The sequence below is a fragment of the Sphingomonas phyllosphaerae 5.2 genome (assembly GCF_000419605.1).
GTDB lineage: Bacteria > Pseudomonadota > Alphaproteobacteria > Sphingomonadales > Sphingomonadaceae > Sphingomonas > Sphingomonas phyllosphaerae_B.
Genome location: NZ_ATTI01000001.1, coordinates 1,559,603 through 1,580,639 on the forward strand (window position 1 = coordinate 1,559,603; position 21,037 = coordinate 1,580,639).

Below are 21,037 nucleotides of genomic sequence, written 5' to 3' on the forward strand. Positions count from 1 at the left end.
TCCAGCTTCGAGACGGGTGAGATAAGTACGTCGATGAACACGCGAACCTTCGCCAACGGGATCGATGGCTACGGCTGCGAGGAAGTCGGCGAAGTGCGCGGTGCCCGCGCCGCCCAGAACAACTGCAGCACCGCGACCAAATCAGGCTCCGCAACCACTTTCAACCGCGCACAGCGTCGTCGAAACAAGGTGCGCCGGCCGCTTCTCTGGCTCGTCAGCTCAATCCGCCTCAATCATTCCTCGGATGCGGGTTGCCAGCGCGTCGATGGCGAAGGGCTTGGTGATCATCGACATGCCCGGGTCGAGGAAGCCGTTCGCGATGGTCGCATTCTCGGCATAGCCGGTCATGAACAGGACCCGGAGGTCGGGGCGCCGCTCGCGGGCCGCATCCGCAAGCTGCCGCCCGTTCAATCCCGGCAGACCTATATCCGTGACGAGCAGATCGATCCGCTGCTTCGATTGCAGGATCTTCAAGCCCGACGGTCCGTCGACGGCTTCGAGCGCACGATAGCCAAGCTCCTCAAGGACGTCGGTAACCAGGCCGCGGACCGCCGTCTCGTCCTCGACGACTAACACCACCTCGCCACGTTCGGCGCGGAGTTCGTCGCCGAGTTCAGGGCTATGGCTTTCCTCTTCCTCGCCCTCGCCATAGTGGCGCGGAAGATAAAGCTTGAACGTCGTGCCCTTGCCAACTTCCGAGTAGATCTTGGCATAGCCTTCGGACTGACGCGCGAAGCCGTAGATCATCGAAAGGCCCAGTCCGGTGCCCTGGCCGATCGGCTTGGTCGTGAAGAACGGTTCGAACGCCTTGGCGATCGTATCCTCGCTCATGCCCGTGCCGGTGTCGGTCACGCAGATGCAGACGTACTGCCCCGGGGTCACTTCGCGCTGCCGTGCGGCGTAGGCATTATCCAGATGAGCGTTGCAGGTCTCGATCGTGACCGCGCCGCCTTCGGGCATCGCATCGCGCGCGTTGATCGCGAGGTTGAGGATCGCGCTCTCGAGCTGGTGCGGATCGCAGAGCGTCTGCCACAGCCCTCCGGCCGTAACGATCTCGAGCCGCACGGTCTCGCCGATCGTCCGGCGCAGCAGTTCCTCCATGCCGGTGACGAGCCGATTGGCGTTGACCGGCTTTGGATCGAGCGGTTGGCGGCGCGAGAAGGCGAGCAGGCGATGCGTCAGCGCTGCGGCACGGTTCGCCGACGTGATCGCCGTCGTCGTATACCGCTCCATCTTGCTCAGATCGCCCTTGGCAAACTGACGCTGCATCATGTCCAGCGAGCCGATCACGCCGGTCAAAAGGTTGTTGAAGTCGTGCGCGATACCGCCGGTGAGCTGACCGACGGCCTCCATTTTCTGCGCCTGACGCAGCTGCTCCTGCGCCTGCTCCAATTCCGCGTCGCGCTCGCGATCGGCAGTGATGTCGCGTCCGACGGCATGGATCAGGTCGGCACCCGGCACTGCGGCCCACGAGAGGAAGCGATAGCTGCCGTCCTTGGCGCGGTAACGGTTCTCGAACTGGGAGATCGTGGTGCCTTGCGACAAGTCGCCGGCGGCGACCGCCGTGGAGCCGGTGTCGTCGGGGTGGACAAGCTCCAGAAACGAACGGCCGATCAGTTCGTGTTCGCTCCACCCGAACAAAGCCGTCCAGGCCGGGTTAACCGCGGTGATTGTTCCATCGAACCGCGCCACCAGCATGATATCCGCAGACAGTCGCCACATGCGTTCGCGATCGGCCGTGCGCTCGGCAACCTGCGCCTCCAGGTTCTCGTTCAATGCACGCAGCCGCTCCTCGGCGCTGCGCCGTGCCGAGATATCGTTGAACAGGATGGCGACGCGACGATCGTCCGGTTTGCCGATCCGGAATGCGTACACGTCGAACCAGCGCCCGAGGGAGGCGGATCCCTGCTCGAAGCGTTCGGGTGCCCCGGTACGTGCTACGCGCCCGTAGATTTCGTACCAGCTCTCCTCGAGTGCCGGCGCCGCCTCGCGCAGCCAGCGGCCGAGCACGTCTTCGGCAAAGCCCGTTTGCTTGTGGAAGGCCGGGTTGGCCTCGATCACCCTGTAGTCGACCCGATCATCGCCTGCATCGAAGCGCACTTCCACTACGCAAAAGCCGGACTCGATGGTTTCGAATAGCATTCGGTAACGCGCTTCACTCTCGCGCAAGCGATCACCCAAGCTGCGTTGCTCGGTGAGATCGAGCATGGCCCCGATCATGCGGACGGCACGGCCATCATCGTCGCGAAGCACGGTTCCGCGGTCAAACAAATGCGCATGGCTGCCGTCTGCGCGCCGGAAACGATATTCTGCCGACCAGTTCGTGCCATCGCCGTCGATCACGGCATGGATGCCGTCGCTCACTCGCTGGCGGTCATCGGGGTGGATATGTTCGATCCACCATTTGGCATCGGTTGCGCGCTCGGCGTGGCCGAACAACGTCTGCAACGCGGCGTTCCAGACGACGTGATCGTCGGCCATGCGCCAGTCCCAGATGGCATCGTTGGTGGCACGGGCCGCAAGCCGATACCGTTCCTCGACCTCGCGCAGCGCGTCGTCGGCTCGCCGCCGCTCCGTTTCGTCGCGCGCGATCTTGAGGTAGCCGATCTGTCGTCCGGCCCCGTCGTGCAACGGACGCATTGCGCCGTTGAGGAACACGCCGCCGCCGTCACGCCGCCGATGCCAGCGCACGTCTGGTGCCATGCCTTCCCGTCGAGCGATTTCGGATTCGATGATCGGCTGGCCTGCCTGCCTGTCTTCCGGCGTAAACAGGATGTCGCCCGAGCGCCCGATCACATCCACCGCGGCATAACCGAAGGCGGCCTCGGCACCGGCAGACCAGCTCGTGACATGGCGTTCCATGTCGAGCGTGAGGATGGCGTAATCGCGCGCTCCGTCGAAGACGAGGCGCAGTCGCTCTTCGCTCTGACGAAGCTGCCGCTCGGCAAGCACCTGCCCGGTGATCTCGTTGCAGGGGCAGAAGAAGCCGGCGATCTGCCCGTCATCGCCGCGGACCGGCGTGTAGGAGAAGGCGAAATGCGTCTCTTCCGGGTAGCCGCGGCGATGCATGACCAAGGTAATGTCGTCCATGTGGACCGGCTCACCCGCATATGCCTGTTCGACGATGGGGACGAGGTCGCCACGGATCTCCGCCCAGACCGCGAGGAAATCCTTGCCCAGCGCGACCGGATGCTTGTCCGCCAGCACGGCGGCGTAGGCGTCGTTGTAGAGAAGGGTGCGCTGCTCACCCCAGGCGATGAACATGGCTTGTTTGGAGCCGAGCATCACGCTGACCAGCGTCTTCAGCGATTGCGGCCAGCTCTCGATCGATCGGAGCGGCGTTGCCGCCCAGTCGTGGTGCGCTGTCCGCGGGGCCATCTCGCCAAATCCACTGGCAAGCTGTTCACGGAACGAAGACGTCGACATGGGCGGGGCAAGATCTTTCGATTTGCGGATGCCAGCGCGGCCGGCGTGAGTGGCGCGATTTAGGCGCTTTCGATCACCGCGTCACCTGTCGAACGTCTCTCTCTAATATACATCGGTGACATGCCAGCCGCCGGTTGCCGCGGTCGGCCGCAAACGGCGGCGAGCCGGGTAGCTGGAGCAGGACTGCTCCGCGAGGCGGGCCGGGTTCATTTTCAATACGGCGGCGTGACGCGGGCGCGTTGTTCCCGAGCGGCAGCCGTCCACCATGCGAGGTCGTCGGCGAAGCGCGGAAAGGAACGGGTCAGCGCGCCACCGCCGTCGCCGGTCGGACGACCCTCATCATCAAGCGCATGGCCGATACCGCCGACAGTGAGCGTGCTCGACACCACGACCATGCCCATCTCCGTAAGCGTACCGTGCCATGCGACGCTGGCGTGCGCTCCCGCGAGGCGCCCGGCCGAATAGCTGGCGATCGCGGCGGGTCGCCAGAACCACTCTTCGAGGAAATGATCGGTCAGGTTTTTCAAGCCGGGTTGCTGACCCCAATTATACTCGCCCGTGACGAAGACGAAGGCGTCCGCGCCGCGGATCTTGCCGGCGAGTTCCTCGAGGGCGGAAGGCGCTTCGCCGTCCGGGTATTCCTTGTACATGCGATCGAGCATCGGCAGGCCGACCGCCTTGGCATCGATCAACTCAGGTTCCGCGCCGCGTTCCGCGAAGGCGCGCACCAGATAATCGGCGAGGCGGATGCCCTGCCGATCGGATCGATACGAGCCGTAGAAGATCAGAATGCGGTCAGCCATCGGCCCTCCAGTAAAAACGGGTTGGCCCCCGGGGCGCCCGAACTATCTCGCAACTCGCGGTGAACGCTCGACCACCATCCGGATGACCTAACCGGGGATCTAAGCACCGCATACTTCGCCCCGCTAACCTTGATCTGCGACAATGTCAGCCCCCGCGAGCTTTTCTCACGGCGAAGGACTGCCCAACGCCCGTAGGGTGAATCGGCCCCGGGGCCTATTGTGGTAGAAGCCGCGGGAACTCGGCCGGCACCTCGCGCGCAAGGAAGCCGATCGGGCCACTGGTCGTCGCGACACGGCGACCGCTTTGGCCATGGAGCCATACGCCCCAGCCGGCTGCTGTCAATGGAGGGCTGCCCCTCGACAGCAAGCCTGCGATCGCCCCGGCGAGAACGTCGCCCGAGCCGCCGGTGGCCAGGCCCGTGCCGCCGCCGCCATAATGCAACAGGGTTCCGTCGGGATCGGCGATCACGGTGTCGCTGCCTTTCAGCACCACGACCGCCCCGAAGTCCGCCGCAGCGGCGCGTGCAACCCGCTGCGGATCGGCGGCGACCTCTCCCTCGTCGCAATCGGCAAGGAGCGCCATCTCGCCGTAGTGAGGGGTCAGGATCAGGCGGCGGGAGAATGGCGCGGCTTCGTTGCGCAGGTCTTTCAGGCAACCGATCGCCATCGCGTCGATCACGATCGTAAGATCGTCCCGCTTTGTCCCCAGCGCGAGCCGAACGAGGTGAGATGCAGCGTCGGCATCGCCGATGCCCGGCCCGAGGACCAACGTGTCGCAACCCTGGAGCGGACCCGCCAACGCCTCCCCGGCGTCGCTGATCTCGCCGTCGCTGTCTTCGGGCAACGCGATCGCGGCGGCTTCGGGGACGAGCAGGCCCAGTTGCAGCGCCGTCGACCGTGGCGTCGCCATCTGAAGCTTGCCGGCGCCGACGCGAAGCGCAGCCTCACCGGTCAGCCGCAGCGCGCCCGGCACCATCCGCGAACCGCCGATCGCGAGCACGCGCCCACGGCTGTTCTTGGTGGTTCCCTGACCGTGAACGGGCACCGGGTTGGCCGCGATCCAGGCGCTGTCGAGCGCAATCGGTTCGTCGTTCATCCTCGCACTCCTGCTGTTCGCTCGGGTTCGGCGGTCGCGGGTGCGGTGGCCGCTTCCAGATGTGAGACCATGTTGTAGCCGATCAGGGCCATCCCGCCTTCCTGGCCGAGGCCGGGATCAAACCGGTATTCCGTGACGGAGCAGTTCGCGACGTCACCCTCCCGGTCGATCGCGAGGATCTGTTCCTCCGAGAGGTTCTCGATGATGTAACGCAGGCATAGGACAACGACCTGATGCGCAACGATCATGACCCTCTTTCCGGGGTAATGAAGCGCGATCGTGTCCATGAGCGACCGCAGCCGGAAGATTACATCGCACCAGCTTTCGCCGCCGGGGGGGCGATGATAGAATTTGCCGAGCAGTTGTCGAAATTCGGCCTGGTCGGGGAAGACCGTCGCGACGCCCGCTACGGTGAGGCCGTCGAGAATACCGAATTCCTTCTCGCGCAGCCGCTCATCGACGCAAATCGGGGTGTCAGCAACCGCCCCGCCCGCGGAGCGGAAAAGTGACGCGGTGGCGCGGGCGCGATCATAGGGCGATGCGAGGATCACCTCGGGCCGTTCATCTTCCGCGCGTCCAGCGAAGGCCTCGCCCAGCGCCCTGGCCTGATCCTCGCCGCGATGCGAAAGGGCGATATCCACGTCGCGGGTCGACAATGCGATGCGTTCCGCCCCCTCGGCCATTGCGGCATCGCGGGCGAGGTTCCCTGCGCTTTCGCCATGACGGACGATCCACAACGTGCCTGGCCAGCGCGCCGCCTTCATACGAAAGCGCTTTCTAACGTAGATTGAATATTGAAGAGCGTCAAAGTAACCATTGTACAATCCCGGTATAGACACCGTCCCCGCCGTATAAAGCTCGCGGCCGGCTGCTCTGTTCCGAAGTGTGCGATAGGTGCCGGTCATGATCCCACAACTGGCCGCACGGCCGTTGATGCAGATCAAGATGCTGTAAATGCCGGAACTATCGTGGTCCAAAGTGTTTGACGGTGCATAACTGATCATCACGCTGCCGGGATATTCCGGGAAGGACGAACTCATATGTTGGCGATGAATTATCGCGGACCCTATCGCGTTCGGGTCGACGAGAAGCCGATGCCGGCGCTGCTCCATCCCGAAGATGCCGTCGTTCGCGTAACCCGCTCCTGCATCTGCGGCTCAGACCTTCATCTTTATCACGGCATGGTTCCTGACACGCGGGTCGGGATGACGTTCGGCCATGAGTTCTGTGGCATCGTCGAGGAGGTCGGGCCACAGGTCCGCAATCTCAAAGTCGGCGATCACGTCCTGGTCCCGTTCAACATCGCCTGCGGAAAGTGTCACTTCTGCCAGCAGGGGCTGTTCGGCAATTGTCACGAATCCAACGCGCAGGCGACCGCGGTCGGCGGGATCTACGGGTATTCGCATACCGCCGGCGGCTACGATGGCGGGCAGGCGCAATATGTCCGCGTTCCCTATGCCGATGTCGGGCCGATGGTGATCCCGGACTGGATGGACCCGGACGACGCCGTCCTGCTGACCGACGTCGTGCCGACCGGATATCAGGCCGCGGAGATGGGCGGCATCCAGAAGGGCGATACGGTTGTGGTGTTCGGCGCCGGCCCGGTCGGGCTGATGGCGGCACGATCCGCCTGGCTGTTCGGCGCCGGCAGGGTGATCGTGATCGATCACCTCGATTATCGCCTCGAATTCGCGCGAACCTTCGCGCCGGCTGAAGTCTATAATTTCCGGGAGATCGACGATGTCGTCGTCTTTCTCAAGAAGCAGACCGACTCGCTGGGCGCAGACGTCTGCATCGATGCGGTAGGCGGGGACGCGGCAGGAAACGCGATCCAGACGTTGCTCGGTACCAAGTTGAAGCTTGAAGCCGGCAACGCGATCGCGCTGCACTGGGCGATCAACTCCGTGAAGAAGGGCGGCGTCGTCTCGATCGTCGGCGTCTATGGCCCGACCGGAAACATCGTGCCGATCGGGAACGTCGTGAACAAGGGTATCACGATGCGCGCCAATCAGGCGTCGGTGAAGCGCCTGCTGCCGCGGCTGATCGAGCATATCCGCGTCGGCCACATCAATCCGAAGGCGATGATCACGCATCGCGTGCCGCTCACCGATGCCGCCGATGCGTACCACATGTTCTCCGCAAAGCTGGACGGCTGCATCAAACCCGTCCTGCTGCCGAATGGCGCGTGAAGGGGTAGCGAGAATGAGCAAGGCCTTGATCGATACATCGACCGTGCCCGGCTGGGGCACGGATGCCGATCCGCAGAACGATCCCACCTATCCGATCCGCCATATCGAGGATCAGGAGACACGCGGGCTGGCGTGGGCGCGGCCCGCACTTCAAGAACCGGACGTCGAGATCCTCCGCTCGATCGAGCACAATCGGCTGCCGGCGGTGGTCGGGACGTCGACGCCGCCCAGCGGGCTAAGCGGGATGCTGCGTCGCTATGCCTTTCGTCGCAGCGAATCCGACTGGTGGCACTGGCTGCTGTTGATGGGGGCGGACCGCATCAACGTGGTGGAAGGCGTGGTCGCCGACCTGCGCACGGGCACCGTCCCGAACATCCCGGCGGAGATGGGCGCCAAGGCCGAATGGAAGCACAATCGCACCGGCTTCGTCACCAAGGTCGGCGTGCTCGCCGCCGCATCGCTGGGTGCCTTCCTGTTGTTGCGCGGCAGGAAGCGCGGCGATGGCGAAGCCCCGGCCGTCGTGGAGAGCCGGCCGATCACGCGCGGCGTTCAGGAGACGGCGTTAAGCGAGAATTTGCAGGCGCACGGACGGGGTGACGATCAGCATCGCACGTGATCCCGTCGGCGCGCGTCGCGGCACTTTTCAGACCTTATTCCAGCGAGAGGAAACTATCATGACGACTTCCAGTGACGCACTTCGCGAGTTGTTCATCGTCGGTCTTCGCGATGCGCATGCCGTCGAAAAGCAGGCGCTTTCGATCATGACGCCGCAGGTCTCCCGGATCGAAAACTACCCGGAGGTGGCCGATCGCTTGCGCCTCCATATCGACGAGACCAACGATCAGATCCAGCGACTGGACGAGCTTCTCGCAACGTTCGACACGAGCGGGTCGACGTTGAAGGACATGGCGCTGAGCCTGTCCGGCGGCATGGCGGCGCTTGCCCATACGGTGGCGGGCGACGAGATCGTAAAGAATACCTTCGCCAATTACGCCTTCGAGCATTTCGAGATCGCCGCCTACAAATCGTTGATCACGCTGGCCGAGGACGCTGGCTTTTCGCAGGCGACGCCGTTGCTGACGCAATCGCTCAACGAGGAGCAGAGCATGGCTGAGTGGATCGACAAGTCGTTGCCGATGGTCACCCGACGCTATGCCGAGTTGTACGCGGCCGAGGGCGCGTTTACCGCCAAGGTATAAATCGCTGTTGCCGATCAAGCCGCGCGCTGTCGACGAACCGTGCCGATCGGTACGGCGGCGGCGGCGCACGGTAGGCGGCGGCGGGGATATCGCATCGTCGGTGGCGGTTGTGTACGTGTGATCCCGGTGACAGCCGTCAGGGAATGCGCACGACTGCCGCCCCGCTGACCGGCGTGTGCTCTTTCGCCACGGCGTGCTTCGTGGTCCGCGATGTCGCGGGTACTAGCCGGTCGTCCTCGAACCGCCATGTGCCGGCCGCGCCGTCGATGAGAAGATCCAGCGCGGCATCTATAAAGGCCGGGCACGGGCCATGTGCGGCCGTGCCTGTCGGCACCGTGTCGTTCGTTATGGTGAAGTGCGGCATGATCGTCCGGTGATCGCGCCGATCCCGTATCTCGATCACTCCCCATGGATCGATCGCGGCGTCTCCCGTCAGCGTGGGTTCTTCTACGACGTGCCGCAGCGCGCGACGCGAGCAGGCTTCAGCCACGGCGCCGCAACTGCTGGGGTCACCGACGATCAGGAGCGGGCGGCCGATGGCCGGCGCGCTCGCTGCCGTTACGATCGACGTTCCGTAGAGAAGGCGTTCCTGGCGCCGCCACCAGCCGGGCGCTCCGACGACGTCGTGACGACGCGCCCCGTGCGGCAGCGCGCGCCATAGCGCCGCCAGCGCGGTGGGGCGCGGAGTTCCGGACGAAAGGTCGAAGACGCCGGGTTCATAGGCATGTCCGCCGGTCAGGAGCGTGTTCCAGCCATAGCTTCCCAGCAGCGACCAGGCGGTGACGGCACGCACGTCGATCCCGCCGTCGCGCGCGGCTTCCGCCACGTCCCACGCCTCGGCTGCCCAGCGAAGCTGTTCCTCGCGCGTCGAACCGTTATGCACTTCCGTGATCGCGATCGGGATGGCGTAGCGATCCCACGCATCGCGCAATGCCCCGGCTAGGCCACCCGGGGCGGGGTCCAGCACCCGCACCGCTTCGGTATCGGCGAAATCAAGGTGGTCGTTACCGCCGTGCAGATGCGCGGGGTAAAGCGCGGTCCGATGGTCGAGGAACCGGTCGCTCGTCAGATAGTGGTTCAGGCCGATCACGTCGGGTGGGCAGGGATCGTCGGCGATGCGCCGCACGCGATCGCCCAGGCCGATGCGTGCGAAGACGTCCCAGAGCGGATGATGCCGGTCGACGCGACCGTCGAGCAGGTCCCAGCTCGCCCAGCGCCGCAGGTTGTCATGCTCGGCCTGGTTCGCAAGCGGCGCGGTGGCGTAGGTGCGGCCGAGATCCTCGGTCTGGATCAGCCGCGCCGCCGGGTTGACACGCCGGATCGCGCGCATCGCCGCGCGCGTCGCATCGATCTGGTTGAGCAACGCGCCCCAGAATGCGCGCTCGCTTCGTTCGTGCGGGTACCAATGGCCGTAAAGCGCCGAGAACCGCGCGGTAGTCAGCGGTTCGTTGACGGGCGTCCATTCCTCCACCCAGTCATAGCGCTCGGCTACCAGCCCGGCGAAATGGCCCAGCCCTGCGGCAAAACCCTCGTCGAGCAGATCGGTATGGCGCGGCCCGCTGCCGTGATGGACGAGGCCGAGGATCGGCCGGATGTCGAGTTCGCGCAAGCGGGCCAGACGGGCATCCGCCCACGTCCAGTCCGGTGCAGCGCCGGACGCGCTCAGTGTCCGTTCCCACAGCACGGGGTAGCGGAGCGCGCGCAGGCCGAGCCCGGCAAACAGGTCCAGGTCGGCAATGCGATCGTGATGGCCGCTCAGGATCGTCTGGTCACGGTACCCATCGCGCGTCCGGTTCACCGTGCACTCGATTCCGCCCCATAATTCCAGCGGCGGCATCGGCGTTGGGGGCGTGCCGGTCACAGCTGCGCAGGCCGATCATGACGGCGCCCCAGCATGTCGACGAGCGCGTCCACCACCTGAAAGGCTGCGTAGGGCACCGCAAGGCTGCGCAGAAGGCCGATTCTCGGCAACGGCAGGGCAAAGACGGAATGAACGACCAGCAGCGCAACAGTCCCGCGCGCCGCCGCATCGATCAGGCTGCCGCCATCCGCCGTCTGCATGCTCTGGCTCATCACCACCGCATCGGGCGGTGGATCGCCGAGCTGCAAGACCCCGGCGGCGGGCGCGTGGCCGGGCGAGGGGCCGTGGGCGGGTTCGGGCGCCGACGGATCGAGCACGACAGCGCCGGCCGCGATCATCACCTTCGACAGATACTCCATCTGGAACTTGTCCTCGTGCGCGATGAGGACGCGCACTCCGGTAAGCTCATGTGCAATCAACATCGCAGCGTTTCCGCTATTCGGCCGCCGTCGCCATTGCCGCTTCTTCCTGACGCGCGTGCCACCGCCGCCATGTCGCAAGCGCCTGACCCACGACCTGGTCCATATTGTAATAGCGATAGGTCGCCAGCCGCCCGACGAAGAGGACGTCCGGCTCGGCGAGCGTCAGGGCCTCGTATCGCTTGAACAATGCCTGGTTTTCGGGGCGAGGGATGGGGTAATATGGGTCGCCGGTCGCCGCAGGATATTCGTAGGTGACGCTGGTCACCGGAGATTGCTGCCCGGTCAGATGCTTGTACTCCGTCACCCGGGTATAAGGCACCGCCTCGTCCGGGTAGTTGACGACGGCAACCTGCTGGTGCTGTTCGACAGGCAGGGTGCGATGCTCGAAGCGCAGCGATCGATACGGCAGCGCCCCGTAACGCTGGCCGAAATATTCATCGATCGGGCCGGTGAAGACGAGCAGGTCGTACGTGACCGCATCCTTGACCGCCACAAAATCGGTGCCGAGCCGCAGCGTGATATTGGGATGGTCGAGCATTGCCGCGAACATGGCGGTATAGCCCTTGTCCGGCATCGCCTGATACGTGTCCGTGAAGTAGCGCTCGTCGGTGCTGGTCCGCGTCGGAACCCGTGCCGTGACCGCTTTGTCCAGCTCTGACGGGTCCAGCCCCCATTGCTTGCGCGTATAGCCGCGGAAGAACAGGCGATAGAGTTCCTGACCTATCGAGGACACGACGACGTCTTCAGACGTGCGGATCGTCTCCACCGGTTCGGCGCGCGCCGCCAGAAAGCCAGCAGCATCGGCGTCCGTTTCGAGCCCGGCATCGAACAGCGTGTTGAGCGTCGTACGATTGATCGGGACGGGTACCTGATGCCCGCGCACCTCGGCCAGAACACGATGTTCGTAAGGGCGCCAGCCGGTGAAGCGCGAAAGATAGTTGAACACTTCGGCGGAGTTGGTGTGGAAGATGTGCGGCCCGTATTGATGGATCAGGATACCGGCGGCATCCTCGACATCATAGGCGTTGCCCGCGATGTGCGGGCGGCGATCGATTACGAGGACGCGCCGGCCGCTTTCCGACGCCAGTCGTTCCGCCATCACCGCCCCTGCGAAGCCGGCACCGACGATGAGGCAGTCGTAGTGCTCGTGCGCGGAGACTGGCAGATACGGCTCGATCTCCGCGAGCATCGCGGCGGCCGTATCGTCCCACGACATCGCGGCGAGCATGGCATCTGCGGCATCGCGCCACGCGCGATCTTCGCCGCGGGCCAGCGCCAATGCCGCGTCGCAGGCGGCGACGAAGGCAGGCCCGCTCTCCGCAATGCGAACGGCGGCGGTATCGCCGTATTGGCGCACCACATCGGCGACCGGTGTGGAAACTACCGGACGACCTGCGGCGAGATACTCCGGCGTCTTGGTCGGGCTGATGAAACGGGTCGCTTCGTTGATCGCGAACGGCATCAATGCGACGTCCCAGCGCGCGATCGTGGCAGGCAGCGCGTCATAGGAGCGCGAACCAGGATAATGAAGGTTCGCCCGACGCGGAAGTTCGGCAGGATCGATCTTTACGACCGGGCCAACGACCTCGATCGTCCAATCCGGCCGCGCATCGGCGAGCGTGCCGAGCAACGCCAGATCCATCCGCTCATCGATGACGCCGAAGAAGCCGAAGCGCGGCCTGTCCTCATCGTCACGGCGCCCAGCACGGGCCGCGGAGAAATGCGCGACGTCGACGCTGGAAGGGAAGGCATGGACGCTGGCGTGTCGGCTTCGCTTCGCTTCATACAGGCTCCAGCCGCCGGTAAACACAAGGTCAGCCACCCCCAGAAGCTCGTCTTCCAGTTGCAGCAAATGCGGCGGCGCAAACCGAAAGGCGGAAAGCTCGTCCATACAATCATAGACGGTACATGCGGCGATGACATGGCGCGAAAACGTCAGCATCATCGGCGTGTAATACCAGCGCACGCTGACGGGCGGCTCGCCGGCCAGAAAGCGTTCGAGCAGACGTACGAGCGCCGTCTGAGCCGCGTTATCGTCGAGCCCGGCCGGTAGTTGCGGCGTTACCACCCGAATACCGCCCGACCTGGTCTGGATTCGAAGGTCCGGCGTGGCGACGGCGCCGGTTTCCGCCTCCTCCCAGACCACGACGGAGAAGCGTTGCGCGAGACGCGTCAGGAGATGCTGGGGTCGCTGAAAGACGAAGTCCCATCGAAGATGGGAAAAGCAGAGCAGAAGCTCGCTATTGCCGCTGGTCGTGGAAGGGGTAGCTTGTGCCACGACAGACATTCGTATCTCCCAGCCGCCATTCGGCTTCTACTGAGCTAGCAGGTTGCCGACAGTAGAAACGATGATCCTGGTTAATCGCACGAAAATTTCTCAGTAACACCGATCAATAATGTCGTCAGCGCGACTGCAGAAAAGGTTTTCCGACTATGTCGACGCCGTATGCATCGCCCGACGTCAATATCACGCCACTACCATGTCAGGATATTGTCGCGCCGGATTGTTGAAGTCGCGACCGCAGAGACGATTGTTCTCTTCTCATGTACACACCATCTTGCCGATGGCCGTGGCGTCACGAAGGAGGTGCAGCTTCAAAGCGCCTGTCTGCGGGGTTTGTTCCAGATGAACGCTAATATCATATTGCCTCACATCAAGCGCGCAGCGCAGCGCTTGTCGGACGCAGCTTTCGCGATGGTGTCGGTGCGCAATGGACGGTAACCGATGCCGGTGCATGTTTCCAAAGTCTCGCTCGTTCAGGCGATGCCGCGTATTCGCGTGATCCCGGGTGTCCCTTATTTCCTGACGGATGATGGCCGCCCGTGGACGCCGGTCGGCGACAATGACGCGATCACCTGGCCGCACCTCGCGCCGCTGTTCCGTCGCCGCGATCTGGCGGCTGTGGAGCGACACCTGCTCGACCTGCGCGCACATGGCGTTACGTGCATTCGTCTGATGCTGGAATATTGCCACGGTGAGCACCGGTATCTCGAGCGGCCCGCGGGGCGGTTCGTGCCCAATATGGTGCAGCTGTGGGACGATCTCTTCGCATTGCTGGAACGGACCGGCCTGCGCGTGCTGCTGACGCCCTACGACACTTTCTTCATGTGGATACGGTGGCGGCGGCATCCCTATGCGCAAGCGGACAGCGGGCTCCGTGTCGGCCGCGACGGCTGGCTCACCAGTCCCGAGATGCGACGCGCGATCAAGGATCGGCTGGCGTTCGCGAGCGACCGCTGGGGCGGCAGCCCCGCGCTGTTCGCCTGGGACCTGTGGAACGAGATTCATCCTGCGCATGGCGGAAACGATCCGGCGGCGGTCGCGCCGTTCATCGCCGATCTGTCCGACTGGCTGCGGGCGCGGGAGCGCGAGCGATGGGGTTACGCGAACCTGCAAACGGTTTCGATCTTCGGCCCGGAACTTGTCCGCCATCCCGTGCTGGTCGACCCAATCTTTCGCCACCCGACGCTCGATTTCGCCAACACCCACCTCTACGAACATGGCACGATCGACGATCCTCGCGACACCGTGGCGCCCGCATTAGCCGTGGCGCGGCTGATGCGTGCCGCGGTGATCGCGGCCGGGCCAAATCGGCCGGTGTTCGATTCAGAGCACGGGCCGATCCACAGTTTCAAGGATCGCAAGCGCACGCTGGCGAGCGACTTCGACGACGAATATTTTCGCCATATCCAGTGGGCGCACCTCGCCAGCGGTGGAGCGGGCGGCGGGATGCGGTGGCCGAACCGCCATCCGCACGTACTGACCCGCGGCATGCGCGAAGCGCAGCGCGCACTGGCGGATTTTCTGCCGCTGATCGACTGGTCGACGTTCCGGCGACGGAACCTGACCGCCGAGCTGACGTGCGACGATCCCGGCATGGCGGTGGTCGGCTGCGGTGACGAGCGGCAGGCGCTGGCGTGGCTGGTGCCGACCGACGCGTTTTCCGAGCGCGGAACGTTGCGCCCGCGCGAGAAGGCGAGCGCCACCACGCTGCGTGTGCCCGGGCTGACCGATGGCCGCTATGCGGTCGTGACCTATGACACGCGCACCGGCGGGATTCTGCGCCGTGACCGGGCCACGAGCGCGAACGGGGTGCTCGCCGTATCGCTCGATCCAATCCGCTACGACCTCGCAATCGCCATCGATCCAGTGACATGAAGGCAGCCGAACACGTCACGCGACCGCCGACCGGATGGCCGGAGACGGCGTTGTATGCACCGGTGAAGACGTTTCTCGAGGCGCAAGGCTTCGAGGTGAAAGGCGAGATCTGCGGCTGCGACGTGGTGGCCGTTCGCGAAGGCGAGCCACCGGTGCTGGTCATCGCCGAACTGAAACTGTCGTTCACGCTCGAACTGGTGTTGCAGGCGGTGGACCGGATGAGGAGCGCCGACACGATCTATCTCGCCGTCGTGGCTTCGCGGCGCGGGCGCGATCGCGATCCGCGCGTGTTGCGGCTCTGTCGGCTGCTCGGCGTCGGGCTGCTCGCGGTCGATCCCGGCGCGCACCGGGTGGAGGTGCTTGGCGAGCCGACACAATACCGGCCGCGTGCGAACCTGCCGCTGCGTCGTCGGCTATTGCGTGAACACCGGCGGCGGGTGGGCGATCCGAATGCCGGCGGCTCCTCGCGCCAGCCGATCATGACCGCTTACCGGCAGCGGGCGCTGGCCTGCGCGGGGGCGATCGGTGACGGCGTCGCGAGGCCACGCGACTTGCGTCATCTGGCCGACGACGCGGGCACGATCCTGCTACGCAACGTCTACGGCTGGTTCGAACGCGTGCGGCCCGGTCACTACCGGCTTAGCGATGCGGGCCGGCAGCATGCGGTGGCGCACCGGACGGACGAACCCGACACCGTCGGTCCTTGAGCCGCTTCGCTGCGGCGCGGGGCACGCGACCTTCCGCTTTCGCGGCGTCAGGCCGCGGCCAGGCGAAGATAGGATGGATCGAAGCCGCACGAACGACGAAGCGCATCCAGGTTTTCGATCACCACACGGTCGCGCTGCAGCACGATCAATTCCTCCGATCGCAGGACCCTCAACATGCGATTGGTGTGAACAGGCGTTATGCCCAGCGCATCGCCGAGGTGTTCCTGCGTGATCGGGAAGTCGAAGGCGTTACCCGAAACAAAACCGGCGGCCTCCAGGCGTGCATGTAGCTCGCAAATCAGATGAGCCAGGGAGCGTTCCGCATCCTGCGAATTGCGCAGCCACACTCGCAGAATCGCTTCGTCGACCAGCTTTGCGGTCCACAATGCCTTTCCGATGCGGGGACAGGACGCGACGGCCTCCTCCATGAACCGCTTCGGGACGGTTGCCACCGCACAATCCGTGAGCGCCGTGATGGCATGATCCATCGGCGATTCGGTGACCGCGTTGATGCCGCACATGTCGCCTGGCAGCATGAAGCCCGTGATCCGGCGCGAGCCGTTCCGGCGAAGGCTGTAGCGCCCGGCCCAACCCTCCAGGATGACGAAGATATAGTCCGGCGTTTCGCCGACCAAAAGAATGTCGCGATGGCGATCGATCCGCTTGATACTCCAGGGGAGGCTTCGAACCTGCTCCTCTTCGGCAGGCGAGGCTCCAACACGGTGCATAAACATGCTCACCGCCGACTTCCCCACCATTTTTCCTCCCTTTGCAGGCACTTCGCCGCGAAGGGCAGATAGGGACAACGATCAGGCCCAGTCATTGCCCTCGATCAATATCCGTCCAGATCACGCATAGAGTTGGAGGTGTTCATGACGTCGCTCGTCGCCGGACCGGGAGGGAATCCCAGCACATCGGCTGAGCGCGGGCATAAGAGGACTGGTCGCCGACGGTCCGCGGGCTTGCTCTGCTTACTTCGAGAAGCTCGCCGCGCCTCCGACGGCGAAGAAAATCAACTCGAACAACGTGAGATCGGCAGAGTCGGTAATGCGCATGCGCCAGTCGCTGCAATCACCGAATCCCGTGGCGCTGTCGCGTAGCAACCCGCTCGCAAAGCGTGCCGCCTCGCTCCGCGCAGCCGCGATATCCGGAAGCTCGGTTCCGATCAGGTCCAGGTCGTCTTCGCCATCGTGCACATGAAAGAAGTAGCGGGACATTGTGTGCTCCAGCTTGGCGTGCGCGAGCTCTTCCCGCCACAAGCGCCAGGTAAGCCTGCGATTGACCCTAGATGGTTGTGTCCGCGCCGGATGTAAGGCGACCTTGATCCATATCTTGATAAATGTAGAAATTACGACCCAGACATATGTTGTGCAGCTTGCTAATCAACATCCGCCACGCGGGTGTATGCCGCTATCGTCGTCGTAGGTACGGAGCGCTCGCCCCCAAGCTAAAGCTTGGTTCGGAACGTGACGCCGTATCGTGCCGGCTGATTGTACGTGACAGTTCGACCCAGATAAGCGGTCACGCCCGCTCCGGACGGAGCGGCGAGCAGCGCCTGCGAGATGATGTTGCGTTCGTCGGTCGCGTTGTTGGCGAAAAGCGATACATCGTATCTCCCGTCCTCCCATCGCAAACCGGCGCGAAGATTGAGATTCGACTGGCTTGGGACCTGGGTATAGAGCGATTGGGTCACCCCGGTGCCGTAAGATGTCGTGAAGCTGTATTGCGCGTAGCTGTACAACTCGCTGCGGGCACCGAGGCGCAGGTCCCACGACGGCGTGACCGAGAGCGCCCACTTCGGCGCATATGGCGCACGCTGGCCCGCGGCATCGATGTTGGCGACCCCATTGTAGCTGAGTTCCGCGGGGGCGGGGAGGGACGGTGCGCGTGTGTAGACGGCATCATTGTAGTTGCCGTCGAACGTCAGCCTGATCCCACGGCCGAAATTGGCTGCGACGCTCCACTCGACGCCGCGCGCGCGGATGTCGCCCACGTTGGTCGCGCCGCGTTGCGGCGTCCCGTCCGGCAGGATGAACGAGATCGAGGTCTGGAAGCCCTTCAGTTTTTCTTGATAGGCGGCCAGCGACAGTGTCACATGACCGTCTAGCAACGCGGCCTTGAGCCCTGCTTCAATGTTGGTCGTCGTTGTGGGCTGCACGGCCGGGGCAAGCGGGTTCAGCGCCCGGTTGTTCAGGTCGAGCCCGCCCGCCTGGAAGCCGGTGGCATAAGTGACATAGGTCGTAACGTCGGGCGTGACCTTGTACGACACGCTCGCAGTGCCGGAGAGATTGTCGTTCGAGGTGGCGATGTCGAGCGGATAGCCCGTCGCCGCGACCGCCGTCGGATAGCCGGGCAGCGTGTAGCCGCGCCCGGCATTGCGCTGCACGGCGTCAACCGCGTTGTAGAATGCCAACAGCTGCGCGTTGCTGATACCCGCCGGCAGGGCGGGCGGCATCCGACTGGTATCTACCGGGCTGCTGCCGTTCTTGCGATCATAGGTGTAGCGCAGGCCACCGGTGAGATCGAGCGCATCGGTGGCGTGCCAGATCGCCTGCCCATAAGCGGCGGCGGTACGGTTCTCGACCGTGGTGTCCTCGATGATCTGCGCCCCGGTCAGTTGTGCGCGGAAGGAAAGCGGGATCGGCGTGAAGGCGTTGCCGGCTACCGTGTTGTAGGCGTTGTACCACGGGATCACGTCCGCACCGAACTGGTGCACGACATAATGATCCTTCAGGCGCGAATAGTAGAAGAACGCGCCGACCTGCCAGTCGATGGTCTTGCGGCCCGACGAGGCAAGCCGCAGTTCCTGGCTGAATTGGTCGCTGTGGCTGATCGCCATGTTCTGGTAAATATCAATTGGCGAATTGTCGCTGTCCTGCGGCGGATCGAACGACCAGCGCCGCCAGGCGGTGATCGACGTGAGCCCGGCCCAGCCGAAGTCGTAGTCGGTCGTCACTGATATCCCGGCGTTGGTGGTACGCATCTGGTTGTAGCTGTTCGTGATGCTGGTGCGCGCATCAACCTGCGGCAGCCAGTTCTGCACGCCACCAAAGTCGGCGAGCCGCGCAAGGGCCGTGCGGGCGTTCGTCACCCGCGCCTGCTGCGCCGCAGTCGTGTTGATGCCCCAATTGCCCGGGCCGAAGAGTTCGATGATGCCACCGCCGGAGCTGAACCCGGAGGAACTGTCGCGCTCGATGTTGAGGTCGCCTGCGACGTTCACTTTCAACGCGCCTGCATCGAGTAATAGTTGCTGGCGCACCCCCCACCGGCCGGTCCCCGCGGTCGTCGCCTCGTTCGTCGCGGTCGGCGCGTAGATGCCCTTTTGCAGGGCGGAGGCCCGGAAATCCGGTCGAAGCGGCGTATCGATCCACCCGTCGGCGCGGGTTCCGAAGGCGACGGTCCGGAACGCGACCGTATCGCTTATCGGCCCGGTCAGGATGACCTTGGCCTGCGCGAAGTCGTAGCGGCCGTAGGATAGTTCTACCGACTGGCTCGACGTGAAGCTGGGCTTGTTGAAGGTGATGTTGAGCGCACCGGCGGCGGCGTTGCGGCCGAACAGTGTCCCTTGTGGCCCGCGAAGCACCTCGAAACTCTGCACGTCGACGAGATCCTGTAGCACCTGTCCGGGGCGCGCCTGGTAGACGCCGTCGAAATAGACACCGATCGCATTGTCCAGCCCATCCGCCGCGGTCGGCGCGTATCCGATGCCGCGGATCGTGACGGAGAAGTTGCGCGGGTTGCCGCCGGTCGTGTTCAGGCCGGGCGTCTGGTCGACGATGCTCTGGAGATCGATCGTCCCCTTGCGCTCCAACGTCTCGCCGCTGATCGCCTGAATCGAGATCGGTACGTCGCGGATGTTTTCCGTACGGCGGCGGGCGGTCACCACGACATCGCCGGCGTCGGCGGCCGCATCGTCAACCACCGGTTCCCGTACATCGTCGCCGGGTCGCGTCGCTGCCCACGCGATCGACGGCAGCGAAAGCGCGGCCGCGGAAGCGAGCAGGGCGGCCGGCAGGGCGGATCGGTTCATGCGAAGACCCCCATCTTCTATATTCCTGATGTAATGAGGGTTTTGGGTCTCACATTCTAATCCCCATCGATTAACTAGGAAATCTTCGCGGTTGCCGTAGTTTTTCTGCGTCGCGGCTTTTTCGATCCAGTCCGACACTCCGGCCATCCAGACAGGAGGACGAGCATGGCGAAGATCGGGGTGCTGGACGTAAGTACGCAGGGGTTCGGCGCGATGGGCCTGTCGCATGTCTATGGGCAGGCGGATGAAGCGGAGTCGATCCGTACCCTCCATGCCGCGATCGATCTTGGCATCACCTTCTTCGACACCGCCACCGCCTATGGCAAAGGGCATAATGAAGAGCTGCTCGGCCGTGCGATCGCCGGGCGGCGCCAGAAGCTGGTGATCGCCAGCAAGTTCACGCACGGACAGGACGGCGAGGGACGCCGCGTCTCCGCGCGCGCGGCGGTCGAGGCCAGTCTCCGGCGGCTCGCCACCGATCATATCGACCTCTACTATCTGCACCGCGTCGACCTGGACGTGCCGATCGAAGAGTCGGTCGGGGAGCTCGGCCAGCTCCGCGACGAGGGCAAGATCGGCGGCGTCGGGGTGTCCGAGGCGAGCGCGGCGCAGCTTCGCGCCGCGCATACAGTGACCCCGCTGACGGCGTTGCAAAGCGAATATTCGCTTTGGACGCGCGAGGTGGAGGCGGAAATCCTGCCGACCACGCGTGCGCTCGGCATCGGCTTCGTCGCCTACAGCCCGCTCGGGCGCGGCTTCCTTGCCGGCGCGGGTCCGACCGAGGAGAACGACCGCAGGCGCATCCACCCGCGCTTCGAAGCCGAGGCCGTAGCCGCGAACAGCCGCCGACGTCGAACGATCGAGGATGTGGCGGAACGGCTGCATGTATCGCCCGCGCAGGTCAGCCTCGCCTGGGTACTCGCCAAGGGTGTCGTGCCGATCCCGGGCACGCGGACGGTCCGACATCTCGAGGAAAATTGGGCGGCGAACCGTATCGAGTTGGACGCGGCGACGATCGAGGAACTGGAAACCGCGTTTCCGCACGGCACCACGACCGGCGATCGCTACCCGGCGGAGCAGATGAAGGTCGTGCCGGCAGCGCCTGCGGCTGCGCTGGCCTGATGCCTGGCGTCGCCTCCCGCTGG

General features: G+C 64.6%; 16 protein-coding genes. 6 read left to right on the plus strand and 10 right to left on the minus strand.

Features of this window, described 5'->3' with window-relative positions:
• Positions 1-219: 219 nt before the first annotated feature.
• The 4 genes from SPHPHY_RS0107285 to SPHPHY_RS0107300 all read right to left on the minus strand — a co-directional run bounded on the left by SPHPHY_RS0107285 (position 220) and on the right by SPHPHY_RS0107300 (position 6,365).
• Complete coding sequence (locus SPHPHY_RS0107285; RefSeq protein ID WP_231370376.1) at positions 220-3,378, minus strand: PAS domain S-box protein; 3,159 nt, start codon at positions 3,376-3,378, stop codon at positions 220-222.
• A 260-nt stretch (positions 3,379-3,638) separates the two neighbouring features.
• Positions 3,639-4,229, minus strand: coding sequence for an NADPH-dependent FMN reductase (locus SPHPHY_RS0107290; protein WP_022686028.1), 591 nt, complete (start codon positions 4,227-4,229; stop codon positions 3,639-3,641).
• A 214-nt stretch (positions 4,230-4,443) separates the two neighbouring features.
• The gene (locus SPHPHY_RS0107295) at positions 4,444-5,325 is read right to left on the minus strand and encodes an NAD(P)H-hydrate dehydratase (protein ID WP_022686029.1); all 882 of its coding nucleotides are present in this window, start codon (positions 5,323-5,325) and stop codon (positions 4,444-4,446) included.
• On the minus strand, positions 5,322-6,365 hold the full coding sequence (locus SPHPHY_RS0107300) for a histidine phosphatase family protein (RefSeq protein ID WP_331271015.1): 1,044 nt from the start codon (positions 6,363-6,365) through the stop codon (positions 5,322-5,324). Before SPHPHY_RS0107300 ends, SPHPHY_RS0107295 begins: the two co-directional genes overlap by 4 nt.
• Here SPHPHY_RS0107300 and SPHPHY_RS0107305 point away from each other — a divergent pair, their 5' ends adjacent.
• Genes SPHPHY_RS0107305 through SPHPHY_RS0107315 form a run of 3 tightly spaced genes read left to right on the plus strand, consistent with a single transcriptional unit; the run spans position 6,366 to position 8,713 of the window.
• Positions 6,366-7,514, plus strand: a complete 1,149-nt coding sequence (locus SPHPHY_RS0107305; protein WP_022686031.1) for a zinc-dependent alcohol dehydrogenase — start codon at positions 6,366-6,368, stop codon at positions 7,512-7,514. It begins immediately after the preceding gene.
• 13 nt (positions 7,515-7,527) lie between these two features.
• Positions 7,528-8,130, plus strand: coding sequence for a hypothetical protein (locus SPHPHY_RS19630; protein WP_022686032.1), 603 nt, complete (start codon positions 7,528-7,530; stop codon positions 8,128-8,130).
• A 58-nt stretch (positions 8,131-8,188) separates the two neighbouring features.
• Positions 8,189-8,713 (plus strand): ferritin-like domain-containing protein, encoded by a 525-nt coding sequence (locus SPHPHY_RS0107315; RefSeq protein WP_022686033.1) that lies wholly within the window; start codon positions 8,189-8,191, stop codon positions 8,711-8,713.
• 136 nt (positions 8,714-8,849) lie between these two features.
• Here the strand turns inward: SPHPHY_RS0107315 and SPHPHY_RS19635 are convergent, their stop codons facing one another.
• From SPHPHY_RS19635 to glf, 3 genes are read right to left on the minus strand one after another with little or no spacing between them, the layout of a single operon-like run.
• Positions 8,850-10,511, minus strand: coding sequence for a family 1 glycosylhydrolase (locus tag SPHPHY_RS19635; RefSeq protein ID WP_231370377.1), 1,662 nt, complete (start codon positions 10,509-10,511; stop codon positions 8,850-8,852).
• Between the two features lie 59 nt (positions 10,512-10,570).
• The gene (locus SPHPHY_RS0107325; protein ID WP_022686035.1) at positions 10,571-10,969 is read right to left on the minus strand and encodes a hypothetical protein; all 399 of its coding nucleotides are present in this window, start codon (positions 10,967-10,969) and stop codon (positions 10,571-10,573) included.
• A gap of 40 nt (positions 10,970-11,009) precedes the next feature.
• Entirely contained in the window at positions 11,010-13,064 is a 2,055-nt protein-coding gene (glf, locus tag SPHPHY_RS0107330; RefSeq protein ID WP_231370378.1) for a UDP-galactopyranose mutase, read from the minus strand.
• A 696-nt stretch (positions 13,065-13,760) separates the two neighbouring features.
• On the opposite strand from glf, the gene SPHPHY_RS19640 reads away from it, so the two are divergent.
• Entirely contained in the window at positions 13,761-15,155 is a 1,395-nt protein-coding gene (locus tag SPHPHY_RS19640; protein ID WP_156025060.1) for a hypothetical protein, read from the plus strand.
• A complete protein-coding gene (locus tag SPHPHY_RS19645) occupies positions 15,152-15,862 on the plus strand; it encodes a DUF2161 family putative PD-(D/E)XK-type phosphodiesterase (RefSeq protein ID WP_022686038.1) in 711 nt (236 codons plus the stop codon). Before SPHPHY_RS19640 ends, SPHPHY_RS19645 begins: the two co-directional genes overlap by 4 nt.
• 47 nt (positions 15,863-15,909) lie before the next feature.
• On the opposite strand, the gene SPHPHY_RS19650 is transcribed toward SPHPHY_RS19645, so the two are convergent.
• The 3 genes from SPHPHY_RS19650 to SPHPHY_RS0107355 form a co-directional block, all read right to left on the minus strand.
• Positions 15,910-16,620: a Crp/Fnr family transcriptional regulator gene (locus SPHPHY_RS19650; protein WP_081645269.1), complete on the minus strand. Its 711-nt coding sequence runs from the start codon at positions 16,618-16,620 to the stop codon at positions 15,910-15,912.
• 213 nt (positions 16,621-16,833) lie between these two features.
• Positions 16,834-17,079, minus strand: a complete 246-nt coding sequence (locus SPHPHY_RS0107350) for a DUF6894 family protein (protein WP_028056612.1) — start codon at positions 17,077-17,079, stop codon at positions 16,834-16,836.
• 230 nt (positions 17,080-17,309) lie between these two features.
• Complete coding sequence (locus tag SPHPHY_RS0107355) at positions 17,310-20,225, minus strand: TonB-dependent receptor (RefSeq protein ID WP_331271028.1); 2,916 nt, start codon at positions 20,223-20,225, stop codon at positions 17,310-17,312.
• Between SPHPHY_RS0107355 and SPHPHY_RS19655 the strand changes: the two genes are divergently transcribed.
• Positions 20,106-21,014: an aldo/keto reductase gene (locus SPHPHY_RS19655; RefSeq protein ID WP_231370463.1), complete on the plus strand. Its 909-nt coding sequence runs from the start codon at positions 20,106-20,108 to the stop codon at positions 21,012-21,014. The two genes, SPHPHY_RS0107355 and SPHPHY_RS19655, sit on opposite strands and share 120 nt — an antisense overlap.
• The last annotated feature ends 23 nt before the right edge of the window (positions 21,015-21,037 follow it).